Below are 18,553 nucleotides of genomic sequence, written 5' to 3' on the forward strand. Positions count from 1 at the left end.
ATGGCTAAGTAGCTCAGCTGGTTAGAGCACATCACTCATAATGATGGGGTCACAGGTTCAAATCCCGTCTTAGCCACCATTTCTTTTATAGAAGTGGCTCTGCAAGAGTTAAATTGCAACTCAATGAAGAGTTTAAAATAACTACCATTTCTTTGATTAATTCAAAGTGATAATGCGGGAGTGGCGGAATTGGCAGTTGTCTTGAATTAGACGCTGGATTTAGGTTCCAAAACAGTATTACCTGCATACTCGATGCGGGAGTGGCGGAATTGGTAGACGCGCTGGATTTAGGTTCCAGTATCTTAGGATGTGAGAGTTCAAGTCTCTCCTTCCGCACCATATTCTTTGATAAGAATTAAAATTATCAGCAATTTCTTAGTTGGGATATCGCCAAGCGGTAAGGCACCAGGTTTTGATCCTGGCATTCCCAGGTTCAAATCCTGGTATCCCAGCCAACTTCTTCTACCAAAGAATGTTGTATAAGAATAAGAACTGCGGGAGTGGCGGAATTGGTAGACGCGCTGGATTTAGGTTCCAGTATCTTAGGATGTGAGAGTTCAAGTCTCTCCTTCCGCACCATATTCTTTGATAAGAATTAAAATTATCAGCAATTTCTTAGTTGGGATATCGCCAAGCGGTAAGGCACCAGGTTTTGATCCTGGCATTCCCAGGTTCAAATCCTGGTATCCCAGCCAACTTCTTCTACCAAAGAATGTTGTATAAGAATAAGAACTGCGGGAGTGGCGGAATTGGTAGACGCGCTGGATTTAGGTTCCAGTATCTTAGGATGTGAGAGTTCAAGTCTCTCCTTCCGCACCATGTTCTTTAACTAGAACTAAAATCATCCAAATTTAGAGTTGGGATATCGCCAAGCGGTAAGGCACCAGGTTTTGATCCTGGCATTCCCAGGTTCAAATCCTGGTATCCCAGCCAATTTGCACACTTCCTTGATTACTCTGTTCTACGACTTGATAAATCCCCTGATTTATATCTTTTCCTCTATCTTAATAAATCAACATAATTTTTTTACAGGCATAAAAAAAGACCCAAATTTGAGCCTTTTATACCAATTCGCTTAATTAAGTGAGCTATTTTGAGGGTGGAAAAACGTGTTGATAGCTAGGCAAAAAATTCGCTATTTAGTTGTTCTAAATGAGTATTTTTTAACACAGGTAGCGACACGTTTAGCCCCTCAAAATGATTAAGTATTATTGCGGATTGGTATTATTAACTGTTATTTAACTAAGCTCACCGCTTATTGCGTATTTCAGCACCCAGTTTTTTACCGGCCCTGCATTATTAGCTAACTTTAAAAACGTGTTACGCGCCCATTTTAACGAGGCTATTTGATTTGAAAAACCAAAATAGCAAGCATCCATCATACTCATCATTAATAAATTGGCGTTACGACGACTACGCTCGTACTCTTTAAGTATTAGCGGGCAACCTACATCATCTGCTGTACGCAACACTTCAGCTAATGCAGCCACATCTTGAAAACCTAAATTAACACCCTGTCCTGCCAGAGGATTAATGGTGTGCGCCGCATCACCCACTAAAACGAGTCGCCCTTGTGAATAATTATTAGCATGCTGCCTTGCTAGAGGAAATATAGCATGGCTTTGTACTTCAAAATCACCAGCGAGCTTGGGAAACTTTTCAATAATATGAGCTTTTAATGCGCTAGGTTGTAGGGCTTTAAATGCTTTGAGGGTATTTGCATCGTCATACCAAATTAAATTTGCATAAGGTGCTTGCATAGGTAAAAACGCAACAGGCCCTGTAGGTGTAAACTGCTGCCATGTTTTAACTTGTTGTGGTGCATCGAGCTTTATTAGCACGCCCATACAATGCTGCTGATATTGCCACCCAGTTATACCAATATTGGCTTTGCTACGTAATTGTGATTGCCCACCATCGGCTGCAATGACTAAATCAGCAGTATAGCTTTGTTCGTTATAGTGCAAGGTAATGCTATCAGGGTTTTGCTCTATTGCAGTTAAAGCCGATGAAGGATTAATCATTTCAATATTATGCTGCCCAAATTGCTGCCATAAGCTTGCTTGAATTAACTTATTCTCGATTAAATGACCTAAATGCGTGGTATTGATGGCATGGCAATCAAATAATAAATGATCGTTACCACGCTCAAAGGCTTCTAATTGCTCATAGGGAGCGAGTCTATTTTCGCGCAGCAATGGCATAGCACCAAGCTGATCAAGCAGTTTTTCCGAAAAGCGGTTAATAGCTGATACTCGTATATCAACTGCATCACTGCTAAGCACTAGTGATGCATCTATTGGGTATTTTTCAATAACACGTACGGCTTTACCTTGTTGCGCTAATTTAATAGCCATAGCGGCGCCAACCATGCCGCCGCCTACTACAATTACATTATTTTTAGCCATGTTTTTCATCATTTTACTTCTGACTTAACTCTGCTTTGATTGTATCGTAATTAGTTTGCTCTGTGTGAGCGCTTCGCTTAATTCTCTTATTAAACCCATACTATATTGATTTCAGATCACAAACATGAAATCTATACTTGGTTTTGAGCGTGTATCCAGCTAAAATACGCGTCCTTTAAGTCGAGCAAAATTTAATAATTGCGCCACTTATACCTGTTTCTAGCACATGTTTGTGCCACTATCGAATTGAACACGAGGCTATATTTCAATGAGCAAAAAGCTGCATATTAAAACCTGGGGTTGTCAGATGAACGAATACGACTCTCAGAAAATGGCTGATCTTCTAGATGCGACCAACGGCTATCAGCTAACTGAAGAAGCTGCTGATGCTGATGTTATATTACTTAACACCTGTTCAATTCGTGAAAAAGCGCAAGAAAAAGTATTCCACCAATTAGGTCGTTGGAAGTTATTAAAAGATGACAAACCAGACCTGATTATTGGTGTTGGCGGCTGTGTAGCATCGCAAGAAGGCGATTCAATTCGTCAACGCGCGCCGTTTGTCGATGTTATTTTTGGCCCACAAACTTTGCACCGTTTACCTGAGATGATTAAACAAGTACAAGGCGATAAAGGTTCATCTGTAGTTGATATTTCATTCCCTGAGATTGAAAAATTTGACCGCTTACCTGAGCCTAAAGCGGAAGGCCCTTCTGCGTTTGTATCAATTATGGAAGGGTGTTCTAAATATTGTACTTTCTGTGTTGTGCCTTACACCCGTGGTGAAGAAGTAAGCCGCCCTGTTGATGATGTATTATTAGAAGTTGCACAGTTAGCCGAGCAAGGGGTACGTGAAGTTAACTTACTAGGTCAAAACGTAAATGCGTACCGTGGTGATACACACGATGGTGAAATTTGCTATTTCTCAGATCTAATTCGTTTAGTGGCTGCAATTGACGGGATTGACCGTATTCGTTACACCACCTCACACCCCGTTGAGTTTACGCCTGACATAATTGATGCGTACGCTGATGTGCCTGAGCTGGTTGATCACTTACACCTTCCAGTCCAAAGTGGTTCAGACCGTGTTTTAAACTTAATGAAACGCGGCCATACTGCTCTTGAGTACAAATCAACAATTCGTAAGCTACGTAAAATTCGCCCTAACTTAAGTATGTCGTCAGATTTCATTATAGGTTTCCCAGGTGAAAGCAAGGCCGATTTTGAAGCCACCATGAACCTTATCAACGATATTGGTTTTGATATGAGCTTTAGCTTTATTTACAGTGCGCGCCCTGGTACGCCAGCGGCAGATTTACCAGATGACGTAACCGAGCAAGAGAAAAAAGAGCGCCTGTACTTATTACAAAACCGTATTACACAAATGGCACAGCAAATTAGCCGCCAAATGTTTGATACCGAACAACGTATTTTAGTTGAAGGTCCTTCTAAGAAGAACCCAATGGAATTACGTGGCCGAACTGAAAACAACCGTGTAGTTAACTTTGTTGGCCCACACACAGTGATCGGTCAGTTTGTTGATGTACGTATTACCGAGGCACTACCAAACTCTTTACGTGGCGATTTAATTCGTACAGAATCAGAAATGAACTTACGCCGCGAAATTGCCCCTTCTGCTATTTTAACCAAAGCAGCGAGTGAGCAAAAAGCCGAGACAGCTAACGAAATTGGCGTTGCTACTTTCGTACCTTAGTTGCAAAAATTCATTGTGCCAGTTAACGCTGGCGCACTGTAATAGGAAGTAATTTTGAGTAATCAGTTAAAAACATTAGAGATTTATTTAGAACCTGCCGACAACAAACGCCTTTCTTCATTATGTGGCCCGTTTGACGAAAACATCAAACAAATTGAACGCCGTCTAGGTGTTGAAATTATTCATCGTGATAACTTTTTTAAAGTAACCGGTAAACTACACAGTAGCGCCGGCGCGGTAGAGATCTTAAAAAACCTTTATATTGATACTCAGCCTGTCCGTGGGGAAATTGGCGAAATTGAGCCTGACAACGTCCATTTAGCCATCACTGAGTCTAAAGCGCTTGAGCAAGACACCTCAAGTAGCGCCTACGGTAAAGAAATGATGATTAAAACCCGTCGTGGCGTTATTAAACCGCGTAACGATAACCAAGGCTTGTATGTTGCTAATATTTTGCACCACGACATTACCTTTGGTATTGGCCCTGCGGGTACAGGTAAAACCTATCTTGCCGTTGCGGCGGCAGTTGATGCACTAGAGCGCCAAGAAATACGTCGTATATTGCTCACTCGCCCTGCGGTTGAAGCGGGTGAAAAACTCGGCTTTTTACCTGGTGATTTAAGCCAAAAAATAGACCCTTACTTACGCCCACTTTACGATGCCTTATTTGAAATGCTTGGCTTTGAGCGTGTTGAAAAGCTGATTGAAAAAAACATCATCGAAATTGCGCCACTGGCTTATATGCGCGGACGCACACTTAATGATGCGTTTATTATTTTAGATGAAAGCCAAAATACCACCACAGAGCAAATGAAAATGTTCTTAACCCGTATTGGCTTTAATTCTAAAGCGGTGATCACCGGCGACATAACCCAAGTTGATTTACCTCGTGGCGCGCGCTCTGGCCTTCGTCATGCTATTGAAGTGTTAGATGGCGTTGATGAAATTAGCTTTAACTTTTTCAAATCGCACGATGTAGTACGCCACCCTGTGGTAGCACGTATTGTTGAAGCCTATGAGCGCAACGATGAACGTGAGCGCCTTAAGCGATTAGAGAAACAACAAGCTAAAGAAGCGCTTGCCGCTCATGAGCAACCTGCGACTAAAGAGTAATATCGTGAAAACAGAACTTGATTTACAAATAGCGTGTGAGTTTGACAACTTACCCAGCCTTGAGCAGTTTGCAATGTGGGCCGATAAAGTACTTAGCCAATACCGCGATGAGTCTGAGCTGACCATTGTCATTAGCGATGAAGCACAGTCGCAACAGCTCAATAATGACTACCGTGGTAAAAATAAGCCTACCAACGTATTATCGTTTGAATTTGAAGCGCCACCGGGCATTGATATCCCACTTGTGGGTGACTTAATTATTTGTCCAGCCATCGTTTTGGCTGAGGCGCAAGAGCAAGAAAAGTCATTTCATGACCACTTTGCCCATATGGTTATTCATGGATGCTTGCATTTACTTGGATTTGACCATATAAAGAGTGAAGATGCGTTAGAGATGGAAAGTATAGAAAAGCAATTACTTGCTGAACTAGACATAGCAGACCCATACCGGGACGATATTTAAATAAACGGAGCAATTAGACGTAATGAGCGACGATAACTCGCAATCTAGCCAGGGTTCTTCTGGCAGGACTTGGCTGGGCCGTATAACCCACATGTTGCAAGGGGAACCCCAGAATAGAGAAGAGCTGGTTGAGGTAATTGCCGATGCCCAAGAGCGGGATGTAATCGATCCTGAAACCAAAGAAATGATTGAAGGTGTGCTTGGTGTGTCTGAGCTTAAAGTGCGAGATATTATGATCCCGCGCTCACAAATGGTCACTTTGGAAATTGATAGCCCGCTTGAAGAGCATATACCTATGATGGTTGACTCTACCCACTCTCGCTTTCCGGTGGTGTGTGAAGATAAAGACCATGTAGAAGGGATTTTACTCGCAAAAGACTTATTACCCCTCATTTTAAATAAAGATGAGCATTTACCATCGCTACGTGATTATTTACGCCCTGCTATGGTAGTGCCTGAAAGTAAACGGGTTGATACCCTGCTTAATGAATTTCGTCAGCAACGCTACCATATGGCGATTGTAATTGATGAGTACGGCGGTGTATCGGGTTTGGTCACCATTGAAGATATTCTTGAGATCATTGTTGGCGAAATCGAAGATGAGCACGATGAAGAAGAAGAACAACAAGATATTCGTCAACTAGCTAAACATGTTTACGTTGTGCAGGCACTAACGCCTGTAGATGACTTTAACGAGCATTTTAAATCAGGCTATAGTTCGCAAGACGCCGATACTATTGGTGGTACCGTATTACATGCCTTTGGCCATATGCCGAGTCGTGGCGAAACCATTGATATAGACGGATTTCAGTTTAAAGTAACTAATTCTGATAACCGTCGTATATTACAACTGCAAGTCACCATTCCTAAGGCTGATGATAACGACAGTGAAGAAACTGCTAACTAGCCTCACCCTACTGGCAAAAGATAAAAAAGCATGGCTCGCACTGGTTGCGGGCCTTGTTTTGACTTTTAGCTACGCGCCTTTTGGTATTTGGCCAATTGTATTTTTTAGCTTGGCCGCATTATTTTATTGTATCCCTGCAAACCTTACCGGAAAAAACCACGCTAAAACGGCGGCTAAATATGGCTTTATATTTGGTCTAGGCTGGTTTGGTGCAGGCATTAGTTGGGTGCATGTATCTATTGCCACCTTTGGTGGTATGCCACTTATCGCTTCCATTTCGTTAATGGTATTACTGTGCAGCTACCTTGCATTATTTCCTGCGTTGGCGCTGTGGGCAACCACTCGTTTTTCAAACAGCTCCATAAGTTGTGCAGCGCTACTACTCCCTTGTTTTGCGATTAGTGAGTATTTTCGAGCCAACCTATTAACCGGTTTTCCTTGGTTAAGCTTTGGTTATACACAAACAGATAGCCCACTAAATGCCCTTGCTCCTTTTATTGGTGAATTTGGACTCACGCTATTATGTATTGCCATTGGTTTTGCATTGTACTGCTTAACCCAAAAACAATATAAAGTGCCTGCTATTACCGCTGCTGTGGTTGTTTTAGCTTTTGCAGGTGCACATTTTACAAAGGCACCCCATTACTCCAATAAAGACCTTTCTGTGCTGCTTGTACAAGGTAATATAAAACAACACTTGCGCTTTGACCCCAGTGAGTTTTGGACCACTATGAGTAAGTATCAGGATATGACGCGCCGTCACTGGGATGCTGATTTAATTGTGTGGCCTGAAGCCGCAGTCCCTGAAATAGAAGCCCTCGCTGATTCATATTTAGCAGGCTTAGACAGTGCCGCCTCATTTAATAAAACCGCGCTAGTAACGGGTATTGTCGATTATCAACGCGATACAAGAACCATTTTTAATACGCTGATTGTGGTCGGTAACAAAGAGCAAAATGATGAACACGGCCACTACCGTTACTTAGGTAGTAACCGCTATCAAAAGCATCAGTTATTGCCTATTGGTGAATTTGTTCCCTTTGAAGACATACTGCGCCCTATAGCTCCGTTATTTGATTTACCTATGTCATCGTTCTCTCGCGGAGATAAAGTACAAGATAATTTACGTGCGAATGGCTTTAACCTATTGCCTGCTATTTGCTACGAAATAGTATTTGCCGATTTAGTGCGTGGTAACTACAAAAGCGACTCAGACATATTATTTACGGTGAGTAATGATGCTTGGTTTGGTGATTCAATCGGCCCCCACCAGCATATGCAAATTGCCCGTATGCGCGCCCTAGAACTACAACGTCCACTAGTACGTGTTACCAACAACGGTATAAGCGGTGTATATGACCCCATAAGCCAAACACGCCAAACTATGCCACAGTTTGAAGCAACAACACTTAAAGCCAACATAAAGCTCATACAAGGCGACAGCGTATACAGCCAATACGGAAACATGTTTGTATGGGGATTTGTGTTGTTATTGGGAGTTGCTGGGTTTGCTGGTAGGTTAAAGCGATACTAATATATCTTTAACCTACCCTATAATTAATAAAAAACAGCTATTAAGTATTCCTGAAAAATAGAGGATGTATCACAAACCTCTTATTTAAATCAGTGATATCTAGTTCTGGCTTTTCAAAAGATGAATAAATAAATAAAGTACTAGATTTTTTAATACCTATAACACCTACTGCAAACCAAACCTTTATTAGCTCATTTACATCCATTGCGCGCCGATCGTGCTCTTCATCATCTTTTGCTACCGGTATATCAAGTAGATAATTTGACACTTGATCAATAATAGCTTGAGATATATCAGAAACTTTAAATTCATTAGTTGGTATAAAAGATAAGCTATCTAAATAACTTTCAATATGAAAATAAATACTTGCCCATTCTTTAACTAACGCTTTCTTTCGTCCAGAATAAAATTTCTCTTCAGCTTCAAGGATAATATCTTCATTTAATTCAACCTTACCATCGCAAGCACCTAGACATAAATTAACGAAGCTAATCGCATCCCGAGGGCGAAGCATTGTTCTCTCTAAAATATATAAATCTGCATCTAGATCATTTACTTTGAAATTAAATACATCTGCTAAGGTAACGACCTTAGTTCCTTGATACTGATTTCTAACAAGGTGGTTTATACGTGAGTCTAAGATTCCTCTAATCTCTTCCCGGTTCCAAGATATCGCGTAAATCAAAGACTGATCTTTTTCATCTTGCCTCAGGCTATTTTTATATATTCCCATAATAATGTCTGTTCGAATGGAAATTAAGATTTTCACCGATTTTATATCTAATAGTTCTTTGAACGCTTCTAATAAAGCATTTATAAAATCATATCGTATGGCACTCGAACTCAACCATGATTTATCAAGGTCATCTATACTAATGATTATTCTTATTTGTTTTTCATTAGAAAACTCTTCCTGAATTACTTTGATAAGCTCTTTTTGTTTTCTAAGAAGCTCCTTACTAACATAACTTGATGTCACTGACTGTATTTTTTGTAAGTTTTCTTCGAGCTGCTTACCTTCAAATTTAAAAATCCCGCCATTTGCTCCACCGGATAAAGATTCTTGCATTTTATTCGTTATTTCAGTGATCACATTATCATTAAAAAAATTATCTTTATAAGCTTCAACATACTCATTCGCAACCTCTGGGTTATACCTTTTTTTACTAGAGCTGATTAGTCTTTTAATCGACTCAAAAAAGCTATCATACGAGGAACGGTGAAGGAGGTTAATAACCTTTACTAAAAGAACATGTAGCCATAATGATTTATAAAAAACCCTTAGATCAATTTCCTTATCAATTAGATCAGATATGAATATATTATTTTTTATGTGTTCAAAAACTGTATTTTCAGCTTCAATCGTATCGTGAACTTTGACATTCTCGCTATTAATAATCTGTTTTAATAAAGCAGTTTTCCCACTACCAGTTCTTCCAACAATAATTCTTCGAGTAAAATCAGGGTTATTCTCACTACTATCAAAATCAAGAATACCTTTAAATACATCTGACTCATAAAAACAAGACTCTAAAAAAGAATCGGTTTCAGCCTCTAGCTTACCTATTTCAGCATTTTTCCTAAATTTATATGAACTCATTTCCTTCGATACTCACTTGAAAATATTGACTAATATTAGTACAGATTCACATACATTATTTAACAATACAACTTTTTGCTTGTCTAAATAAAGTTAAGAAAAATATAAGTAAATCACCTTTATAAATCATACATCTACCTTCTTAGAACTGTTCTTCTCAATTAAACTTAATCCTTCACTGCCTCTTTAACTGTATGCGTATTCACTATCTGATTTAAATCGCCTTGTATTACCACCGTTGCTGATATTTTATCTTGAATGGCTTGCCTGTTTGGGTCCCAGTACACTTGTAAAAAGCCTAACAAGCCGGTGGCAAAACCTGCGCCGTAACCACCGTAGCGGCCAAAACAATCAAGTAAACCCAGCGGTTCACCACTTAATGCAACCACTCGGGTGTTACAGAGCTTTTTACCAGGGGTTTGACCACGCCATAATAAAGAAAACAGTGTGAAGTACACAGCCGCCCAGCCAAAACCCAAACCTAAATCTTGAATAATACCTTTACCCCACTGCAAAATACTGTGCGTGGTTGTTTGTGCGGGTTTATCTTCTATTAACTGCGCAAGCTTTAATTCATTATTTTCACCAAACACTAATAATTGTAAAAATGCTTTTGCAAGTTGTGGGTTTTGTAAGTCGTCCATTTCGGCTAATTTGGGTACTTGCCCTATCAAATTATCAAGCGCATTTTGTTGGCAAAGTTGCTCACAGCTTTCGTCGGCTGTTTGCACTAAGTAGGCATTTACCTGCTTTTTTTCTGTGGAGGTAAGCTGAATGTCATCCTGTATTTTTAAGCCTTTAACAGTTAAGCCTTGAACAGGGTCATCGCCTTCTAAGTAATCTATGCCAATTGAAAGCACAGCAAGAGCGCTTACAAATAAAATACTTGCTGCTACTATTTTTAATATTCTTCGCCACACACTCGACATTTTAGGAAGGTATTGCTGCGCCGTTCCTTTGTAAAAAGCCATCGCAGCAACGAATGCAATAATAGTCGCACTGAGCTTTGCAGCTATGAATATTAATGCAACATCAATAATCATAGCTAATGCGCGCCGAGTCGGCGAAGCCAAAGGCAAGCCAAGTAAAGCATTATCAACCTCAAAGGCATATGGCGTGATCACTTCTCGAGTTTCGGCTTTAGATAACGCTAATTGTTCTAATTCTTGTGCTTTCATTATTATACTTGTTATTAAAATAGGTAACGCGGTTAAATTACGCGCTTTTTAATTTTTGCTCAAGCGAATAAAATGGATAACGAGAGTTCACATTTAAAATAGCCGCTAGTAATAGATTAATTCTTAAAAGAGTGAACAATTAATCTATCGTATCGTATTAAATATAAAAGCTACGAGGAAGAGCTCATGACCACCAAACAACTCTCATCACTTTTCGTTTTTCACTTACTGTTTGCCACAACCGAGGCAAACGCCAATGCTCGCTGGTATGTGGTTAATGATTCGGTGATGGGTGGCATTTCTAATAGTCAGGTTTTGTATGAAAACGACAATTTAGTGTTTACAGGCAATGTATCGCTTGCAAACAATGGAGGGTTTGCTTCTATTCGAACGCTATTGGATTTACAAAGCCAAGACATCACTAAAATTATGCTACGTGTTAAGGGCGATGGTCAAACCTATCAATTACGTTTAAGAACCAATGAGTACATGGATGGGGCGGCTTATACCCGCTCGTTTAGTACCACAAAGAGCGAGTGGCTTAATATTGAGTTTTTACCTGAGGATTTTCAGCTTACTTATCGCGGCCGCTTACTTGAACAACAACCTACAATTAACTTTAAAGATATAAAGCAGCTTGGGTTTATGATTGCAGGTAAACAAGCGGGAGAATTTAGGCTTGAGGTTGGAAAAATTGAGTTTAAAAACTAACTTTTCTGCGTACATTACAAGGTTAAATAACCTGAACTAATACAGTTAGACTTTGGTTAAATAGTAAAGTCGTCGCCTCGCCTTTTCATTTCGTTGATTACTAGCTCAATAATTTGTTGTTTTATTGCTGCCTGCTGTGACTGTACCTCACTAAGTTGCAGCTCCAATCTATTTATCTCTTCTTGTTGTTGCTCGGTTTTATACTTTTTAGCTCCCATATGCTCAGCATCCATAGTCAACTGATAGACCTCTTCAGCTGGCCCATATTGGCTATTATCAATGGTTAAACTCCGTTGTACCGTACTCTGCTTAAGCTTATTTACTTGTTCTTGCAATGCAACCACTTGCTGGGTGAAATATTTATATGCCTTTTCTAAATTTTGATATTGCTCAGCAAATGTTGCGTTATCTTCGCTGTATTTTTGAACCTTAGCATCTAAAAACTCTGATAAAACATAGTCAGGCTCTTCCTCTGACTTATCATCAATGTGTTGCTGTTCTGATTCTATTAAAGGCTGATTGTTATAATTAGATGCTTGATATTGAATTGAGGCGGTTGAAATCTTCATTATTTTATCCCTAAAATGAATTTGTCACTATTTTAGGTATCGACTGACGATTTAAATTCTTGAGTAGGATTGGCTAATAAGAGCAAATAAAAAAGCCCTACTTGATTAAAGTAGGGCTTAAAATATTTTTTACCTTAAAATTACGACTCAATAGCCAGTAATTCCACCTCAAAAATAAGCAATGACGCAGGCGGGATGCTGCCTACTCGCTTTTCACCATAGGCGAGCTGATGCGGTATATAAAACTGAAATTTATCGCCCGGACTCATCAGTTGTAGGCCTTCGGTCCAACCTTTAATAACTTGATGTAAGCCAAAGCTAATCGGAGTTTTACGCTCTACTGAGCTGTCAAATACAGTGCCGTCGATTAAAGTGCCATGATAATGCACTTTCACCATACTCGTTGGGCTAGGTGTATTTTCGCTCTGTCCTTTATGGATTATTTTATATTGCAAGCCAGACGCGGTTTCTTGAATGCCTTCTACCTTTGCATTAGCAATTAAATAATCACTTTCAATTTGCGCGTTTGCGATTGCTTGCTGCTTGGCTTTTTTACTGTTTTTAAAAATTAAAACACAAAAAATCGCAATAACAATCAGTAAAATTATATTGATCATAACTCCCCTTTTTCATCTTCTGAGTCGTGGTCTTTTTCGTCGCTGTTATCGCCATTAACAATATCAGCAATGTCTTTTAAACGCGCTAATGCAATGCCATTGACCGAGTCTTCTGGGTAGTGTTCATCAACCATATCACCCGCTTCAATATCCATTAATAAGTTTAGCGCTTGGTCAACGGTTTCCACAGCGAAAATATTAAATTTACCTAACTCAACGGCATTGAGTATCTCGTCATCAAGCACTAAATTAACTTGGTTTGATTTTGGAATAATAACGCCTTGCTCGCCCGTTAAGCCGCGCATTTTACATAGCTTAAAGAAGCCTTCTATTTTCTCGTTTACACCACCAATTGCCTGCACATCACCATGCTGGTTGATTGAACCAGTTAGTGCAATAGACTGACTAATGGGTAGGCTGGTGATTGCTGAAATTAGCGCACAAAGTTCGGCTAATGAGGCGCTATCACCATCTATGTAGCCATAACTTTGTTCAATAGCAATATTCGCACTGAGTGTTAAGCTAAAGTGCTGCGCGTATTTGTTACCTAAATAACCGGTAAGCAGCATTACCCCCTTTGAGTGAATTGCTTTACCCAGCTCGGCTTCGCGTTCCACATCAATAACGCCGTCAGCGCCAGCATAAACGGTAGCAGTAATGCGTGCAGGTGTGCCAAATGAGGTATCACCAATGTGCAGTACCGTTAAACCATTAACTTTACCTACAGCTTGCCCGTCGGTTGCTATTAAAGTGTGCCCTTCTTTTATATCGCTGAGCATGTTTTCGCTAATTTGCCCCGTACGGTACTGCTTGCCTTCTATGGCTTCGTCAATATGGCGAGCATCAATCACCGTCAACTTATCTTGCTTAGCGTAAAAACTGGCCTCAGCCACAAGCTCTAGCACATCAGCAAAACGGGCAGAAAGTTTATTATGGTGCTCAGCTTGGCGATAACTAAATTTAAGTAATCGCACCATTGCTGATTCGTTTAACGTGCACTTTAATGTCTGCTCACAGTAATCGCTTACTTTAGTAATAAACTGATACTGCAGCTTATCGCTACTTGGTAAGTAATAATCAAAATCGGCAAGTACTCTAAATAACTCGGCAAACTCTTCATCGTATTCACCAATGGTGTAATAAAGTTCACGTGAACCTAGCAAAATAATTTTTACATCAAGTGGTATTAACTGCGGGCGAAGCGTAAAGCTGCTGCCAACAACACTGTCTTGGTAAGGTAAATCATTTTTAATTTGATGGGTTTTTAGCGATAGTTTTAACCCATCCCACACTTGGGGTTGAGCCATTACTTTTTCAGCGTCCATAATTAAATAGCCGCCATTGGCGCGGTGCAGCGCACCAGGCTGAATTGAGCGATAACTAGTAATTAACGACCCTTGCGATGTGGCATATTCAATTTTGCCAAAAATATTACCAAAGGTTGGGTTTGGCTCGTAAACAACCGGTGCCGCATCGCCTTCTTTGTATTCAACTAAAATATTTGGCGCAAAAAAGTCGGTAAGCATGCCTTTACGGTCAAAGTCTTCTTTGTTTTCTTCGCTTTCGCCTTCATCATCAAGCCATTCGAGCACGGCATCAATAATTTCTACACGTATATCTTTTAAATAACGCAGCACACCAATATGGCTGGCGTATTTATGTTCTAAATCTTTTAATAACGGTTTAGTGGCTTGCTCAGCAGTAGACTTTTTAAGATTACGGAGCTTTTCTTTGGATTCACGTTTCCAGCGCGGTAACTCAATAAGCGCTTCAATGAGGGCATCTTCTAATTTTTCTATGCGCTCAAAAAACATTTCGCGTAAATCATCTTCCAAATCAGAAAATTCATTATCGGTAAGTTGCTTACCATCAATTAACGGTGCAAACCCGACCACGCCTTTTTCTTCAATTAATGCCACGCTTTGCTCAAGCGCAGCTATTTCTACCGCGGTAATTGCGCCGTCGTAAGCATCGTTAAATTCACGGTCTATCGATTTTTTCTTACGCTGATAAGCAGGGTTATCAAATGCAGCAGGAAAAGTGTCGAGCACTTCATCAATAAATGAGTCAATATCATCGGCTAATTGTTTGCTTTGCCCTGCATGCATAAATAACGCAATAGGCTCACGGTGATCGTCGTAGTTATTAACATATAACCATTCATGCGGTGTTGTGCGCTCTTTAGCGTGTTGTTTTAATTTGTCTTTTACTAAAGTAAAACGCCCGTGTGCCGCCTCTCCCATTACATAAACATTATAACCGGGTAGGTCCATTCCTAAAGAGAAGTCCAAGGCACTTTGCGCACGTTGTTGGCCTATAAAGGTAAGTTGCTCTGGGTATGGGTTGCTCATGCAGGTGTTTACATGGCTCGATGAAATACTCGGTGCAAGATTTGATACGGGTAGTGGCAGCAATTTTTTCGTCATTCTAACTTCTTTTTTTACCAGCATATTCGCTAGGTTTTGGACATATTTAGTGGCTATATAAGCCACTCAATATTCATATTTAAGGTTGTAAAGCCTGGCGGCTAAAGTAGATGCCATCACACTGTGTACACGGAATAATTTGCGTCGCATGATAAACATCGTAGCTATGGTTGCAATTCTTACATACTAATGTGCCCATGGCTATCCATTCGCCTGCGTGATAAACACCATTATGCTTAAAATCTTCACTTAACGACTGCCATTCTAGCTGTGTTTTATCTTCAATATGAGAAAGCTCAAACCACAATGACTCTTTAAGCTCCTGCCATGCAAGCGAATTATAGTAGTTGTTATTTTCTTGTAGATGAGAAATGTCACGCATTAAGTAATTACGATAAAGCTGATATTTTTCTTCACCTAAATCTTTAAGTGCCTGCTCAGATTCAATAAATCGCTTTACTGCGGCTTTCACTTCATGCTCTTTGACATCTTTTAACCAATCGGTTAAATCACTAAGCCATGTTCTGTAATCTGCCATTTTATACTCCTTCAAAACGTCTGCTGATTTACTCTATATCATAGATAAGTATAGGTTAACCTGTACTGAAAACTAATTTACTCGCAAATTTACAAAAAGCGCCGCTTTGACGCTGTGAATAGCGCTTTATTTGGGGTATCCTATCGACAATTTTTTATTAGTATGCAAGAAGTTTGGAAACGTAAATGCAAGAGCAATATAACCCACAAGACATAGAGTCAAAAGTCCAACGCTACTGGGAAGAAAACCAAGTATTTAAAGCCACAGAAGATGAGAGCAAAGAAAAATACTATTGCCTCTCAATGTTTCCTTATCCAAGTGGTCGACTGCATATGGGTCATGTGCGTAACTACACCATTGGTGACGTGGTTTCTCGCTTCCAGCGCTTGCAAGGAAAAAACGTAATGCAGCCTATGGGTTGGGATGCGTTTGGTTTACCAGCAGAAAACGCGGCTATTAAAAATAAAACAGCCCCTGCAAAGTGGACTTACGAAAATATTGACTACATGCGTAACCAACTTAAGCAATTAGGTTTTGGTTACGATTGGGATCGCGAGATTGCGACTTGCCACCCAGAATATTACAAATGGGAACAATGGTTTTTTACTAAGCTTTACGAAAAAGGCCTAGTGTACAAAAAAATGTCAACGGTTAACTGGGATCCGGTCGATCAAACTGTACTAGCTAACGAGCAAGTAATTGACGGCCGCGGTTGGCGCTCAGGTGCGGTAGTGGAACAAAAAGAAATTCCACAGTGGTTTATTAAAATTACCGACTACGCACAAGAGCTATTAGACGATTTAGACAAATTAGAAGACTGGCCTGAACAAGTTAAAACCATGCAGCGCAACTGGATTGGTCGCTCTGAAGGCTTAGACATAGAATTTACACGTACCGATAACAACGAAAAATTTAGCGTATATACTACGCGCCCAGATACATTTATGGGCGTAACATACCTAGCCGTTGCCGGTGGCCACCCTATTGCACAAGAAGCGGCGAAAAATAGCGACGCGATAGCAATGTTTGTTGAAGAATGCAAAAACACTAAAGTTGCCGAAGCAGACATGGCAACCATGGAGAAAAAAGGCATTGCAACGGGCTTTTACGCTACTCATCCATTAACGGGCGAGCAACTACCAATTTGGGTTGCTAACTTTGTATTAATGCATTACGGCTCAGGTGCGGTAATGGCAGTACCTGCTCATGACCAACGTGACTTTGAATTTGCAACAGCTTACGGCCTAGATATTAAACAAGTTATTGCCCCTGCTGAAGGCTCTGAGCTTGAAGTAAACCTAGCTCAAGAAGCATTCACCGAAAAAGGGGTATTAGTAAACTCAGGTGAATTTGATGGCCTTGATTTTGAAAACGCCTTTAACGCTGTTGCCGACAAGCTAGAAGCATTAGGTGTGGGAGAGCGTAAAGTAAACTTCCGTCTACGCGATTGGGGTGTAAGCCGTCAGCGTTACTGGGGTTCGCCAATTCCAATGCTGAGTGATGAGAATGGTAATGAGCTTGCTGCCACTGAAGATATGCTACCAGTGCGTTTACCAGAAGATGTGGTAATGAATGGCGTTACCTCACCAATTAAAGCTGACCCAGAATGGGCTAAAACAACTGTAAATGGTGTACCTGCCACTCATGAAACTGATACTTTTGACACCTTTATGGAGTCATCATGGTATTACGCTCGCTACTGTAGCCCGCGCCATGACGAGGGTATGTTAGATCCAGCGGCAGCTAACTATTGGTTACCAGTAAACCAATACATTGGTGGTATTGAGCACGCAATTTTACATTTATTGTATTCGCGCTTTTTCCACAAATTATTACGTGACTTTGGTTTAGTTAATTCAGACGAGCCATTCGACCGCTTACTTTGTCAAGGTATGGTATTAGCTGAAACGTTTTATCGTAAAGATGAAAAAGGCGGCGATATATGGATTTCGCCAAGCGATGTTAATACCGAAACCGACGAAAAAGGCCGCGTAACCAAGGCATGGCATAAAAAAGACGGTGATCCTGTGTTCTCATCTGGCATGAGCAAAATGTCTAAGTCGAAAAACAACGGCATAGACCCGCAAGAAGTCATTGCCCAATACGGCGCAGATACCGTGCGTTTGTTTATGATGTTTACTGCACCACCAGAGCAAACGCTTGAATGGTCAGATTCAGGGGTTGAAGGCGCGCACCGTTTCTTAAAACGTGTATGGAAATACGCGGTAGATGTTAAAACGGTTGGCTTCCAAGCACTTGATAAATCGGCGCTTACAAATCCGCAAAAAGTACTTCGCCGTGAGCTACATAAAGCGATTGCAAAAGTGAGCGATGATGTTGAACGTCGTCAAACATTCAATACGGCAATTGCCGCAATTATGGAGCTATCTAATAAGTTATTAAAAGCGCCATTAAACGATACTCAAGATGTCGCCATTGCTAACGAGGCATTAGAAGCATTGCTTATTATGCTAGCACCAATAACACCGCATTTATCGCATCAGTTATGGCAAGATCTAGGTAAAGAAGGTGATATTTTAGATGCAGCATGGCCAAAAGTTGACGAATCTGCCCTAGTTGAAGATGAAAAATTAATCATCGTACAAGTAAACGGTAAATTACGTGCAAAACTAACGGTTGCAGCTGATGCAACGCAAGAGCAAGTAGAAGCACTTGCGTTTGCAGAATCTAACGTCACTAAATTTACTGATGGTGCAACAATCCGCAAAGTTATTTATGTACCCGGTAAATTACTTAACGTGGTAGCTAACTAAT

The 18,553-nt window shown here is 40.4% G+C and carries 14 protein-coding genes and 7 tRNA genes; 14 read left to right on the forward strand and 7 right to left on the reverse strand.

All coding sequences use genetic code 11. The features are described from left to right. Positions 1-2: 2 nt before the first annotated feature. From AAEY57_RS06130 to AAEY57_RS06160, 7 genes are all read left to right on the forward strand, one after another. A tRNA-Met gene (locus tag AAEY57_RS06130) sits at positions 3-79 on the forward strand. A gap of 175 nt (positions 80-254) precedes the next feature. Beyond that, a tRNA-Leu gene (locus tag AAEY57_RS06135) sits at positions 255-339 on the forward strand. Positions 340-380: 41 nt separating this feature from the next. Continuing rightward, positions 381-455 (forward strand) — tRNA-Gln (locus tag AAEY57_RS06140). 39 nt (positions 456-494) lie between these two features. Next, a tRNA-Leu gene (locus AAEY57_RS06145) sits at positions 495-579 on the forward strand. 41 nt (positions 580-620) lie between these two features. Beyond that, positions 621-695 (forward strand) — tRNA-Gln (locus AAEY57_RS06150). Positions 696-734: 39 nt separating this feature from the next. Further along, positions 735-819: transfer RNA gene (locus AAEY57_RS06155), tRNA-Leu, on the forward strand. A 39-nt stretch (positions 820-858) separates the two neighbouring features. After that, positions 859-933, forward strand: a tRNA-Gln gene (locus AAEY57_RS06160). Positions 934-1,238: 305 nt separating this feature from the next. Here the strand turns inward: AAEY57_RS06160 and AAEY57_RS06165 are convergent. After that, positions 1,239-2,420, reverse strand: a complete 1,182-nt coding sequence (locus tag AAEY57_RS06165) for an FAD-dependent monooxygenase (RefSeq protein WP_350314725.1) — start codon at positions 2,418-2,420, stop codon at positions 1,239-1,241. A 256-nt stretch (positions 2,421-2,676) separates the two neighbouring features. On the opposite strand from AAEY57_RS06165, the gene miaB reads away from it, so the two are divergent. The 5 genes from miaB to lnt are packed head-to-tail and all read left to right on the forward strand — an operon-like array spanning position 2,677 to position 8,139. Next, positions 2,677-4,122, forward strand: coding sequence for a tRNA (N6-isopentenyl adenosine(37)-C2)-methylthiotransferase MiaB (miaB, locus tag AAEY57_RS06170; protein WP_008115161.1), 1,446 nt, complete (start codon positions 2,677-2,679; stop codon positions 4,120-4,122). A gap of 54 nt (positions 4,123-4,176) precedes the next feature. Continuing rightward, positions 4,177-5,235: a PhoH family protein gene (locus AAEY57_RS06175; RefSeq protein WP_008115160.1), complete on the forward strand. Its 1,059-nt coding sequence runs from the start codon at positions 4,177-4,179 to the stop codon at positions 5,233-5,235. Positions 5,236-5,239: 4 nt separating this feature from the next. Further along, the gene (gene ybeY, locus AAEY57_RS06180; protein ID WP_076922165.1) at positions 5,240-5,698 is read left to right on the forward strand and encodes an rRNA maturation RNase YbeY; all 459 of its coding nucleotides are present in this window, start codon (positions 5,240-5,242) and stop codon (positions 5,696-5,698) included. Between the two features lie 22 nt (positions 5,699-5,720). After that, complete coding sequence (gene corC / locus AAEY57_RS06185) at positions 5,721-6,605, forward strand: CNNM family magnesium/cobalt transport protein CorC (protein WP_013465334.1); 885 nt, start codon at positions 5,721-5,723, stop codon at positions 6,603-6,605. Further along, the gene (gene lnt / locus AAEY57_RS06190; RefSeq protein WP_350606948.1) at positions 6,586-8,139 is read left to right on the forward strand and encodes an apolipoprotein N-acyltransferase; all 1,554 of its coding nucleotides are present in this window, start codon (positions 6,586-6,588) and stop codon (positions 8,137-8,139) included. Before corC ends, lnt begins: the two co-directional genes overlap by 20 nt. Positions 8,140-8,179: 40 nt before the next feature. Here the strand turns inward: lnt and AAEY57_RS06195 are convergent, their stop codons facing one another. Both AAEY57_RS06195 and AAEY57_RS06200 read right to left on the reverse strand, forming a co-directional pair. After that, positions 8,180-9,739 (reverse strand): P-loop ATPase, Sll1717 family, encoded by a 1,560-nt coding sequence (locus AAEY57_RS06195; protein ID WP_138560803.1) that lies wholly within the window; start codon positions 9,737-9,739, stop codon positions 8,180-8,182. Positions 9,740-9,906: 167 nt separating this feature from the next. Next, positions 9,907-10,917, reverse strand: a complete 1,011-nt coding sequence (locus tag AAEY57_RS06200) for an RDD family protein (protein WP_138560805.1) — start codon at positions 10,915-10,917, stop codon at positions 9,907-9,909. Positions 10,918-11,103: 186 nt separating this feature from the next. Here AAEY57_RS06200 and AAEY57_RS06205 point away from each other — a divergent pair, with 186 nt between their 5' ends. Further along, on the forward strand, positions 11,104-11,628 hold the full coding sequence (locus tag AAEY57_RS06205; protein WP_350606953.1) for a CIA30 family protein: 525 nt from the start codon (positions 11,104-11,106) through the stop codon (positions 11,626-11,628). A 56-nt stretch (positions 11,629-11,684) separates the two neighbouring features. On the opposite strand, the gene AAEY57_RS06210 is transcribed toward AAEY57_RS06205, so the two are convergent. The 4 genes from AAEY57_RS06210 to AAEY57_RS06225 all read right to left on the reverse strand — a co-directional run bounded on the left by AAEY57_RS06210 (position 11,685) and on the right by AAEY57_RS06225 (position 15,778). Further along, on the reverse strand, positions 11,685-12,197 hold the full coding sequence (locus tag AAEY57_RS06210) for a hypothetical protein (protein ID WP_350606956.1): 513 nt from the start codon (positions 12,195-12,197) through the stop codon (positions 11,685-11,687). Between the two features lie 140 nt (positions 12,198-12,337). After that, the gene (gene bamJ, locus AAEY57_RS06215) at positions 12,338-12,814 is read right to left on the reverse strand and encodes a BamJ family beta-barrel-assembly machinery protein (protein WP_008109476.1); all 477 of its coding nucleotides are present in this window, start codon (positions 12,812-12,814) and stop codon (positions 12,338-12,340) included. Beyond that, entirely contained in the window at positions 12,811-15,240 is a 2,430-nt protein-coding gene (locus AAEY57_RS06220; protein WP_193371758.1) for a Lon protease family protein, read from the reverse strand. The genes bamJ and AAEY57_RS06220 overlap by 4 nt, the downstream gene beginning before the upstream one ends. Positions 15,241-15,319: 79 nt before the next feature. Then, complete coding sequence (locus tag AAEY57_RS06225; RefSeq protein ID WP_008109466.1) at positions 15,320-15,778, reverse strand: zinc ribbon-containing protein; 459 nt, start codon at positions 15,776-15,778, stop codon at positions 15,320-15,322. 185 nt (positions 15,779-15,963) lie between these two features. On the opposite strand from AAEY57_RS06225, the gene leuS reads away from it, so the two are divergent. Then, complete coding sequence (gene leuS / locus AAEY57_RS06230; RefSeq protein ID WP_008109464.1) at positions 15,964-18,552, forward strand: leucine--tRNA ligase; 2,589 nt, start codon at positions 15,964-15,966, stop codon at positions 18,550-18,552. The last annotated feature ends 1 nt before the right edge of the window (position 18,553 follow it).

The sequence above is a fragment of the Pseudoalteromonas sp. MER144-MNA-CIBAN-0113 genome, from assembly GCF_040308965.1.
In the GTDB taxonomy this organism is placed as follows: domain Bacteria; phylum Pseudomonadota; class Gammaproteobacteria; order Enterobacterales; family Alteromonadaceae; genus Pseudoalteromonas; species Pseudoalteromonas tetraodonis.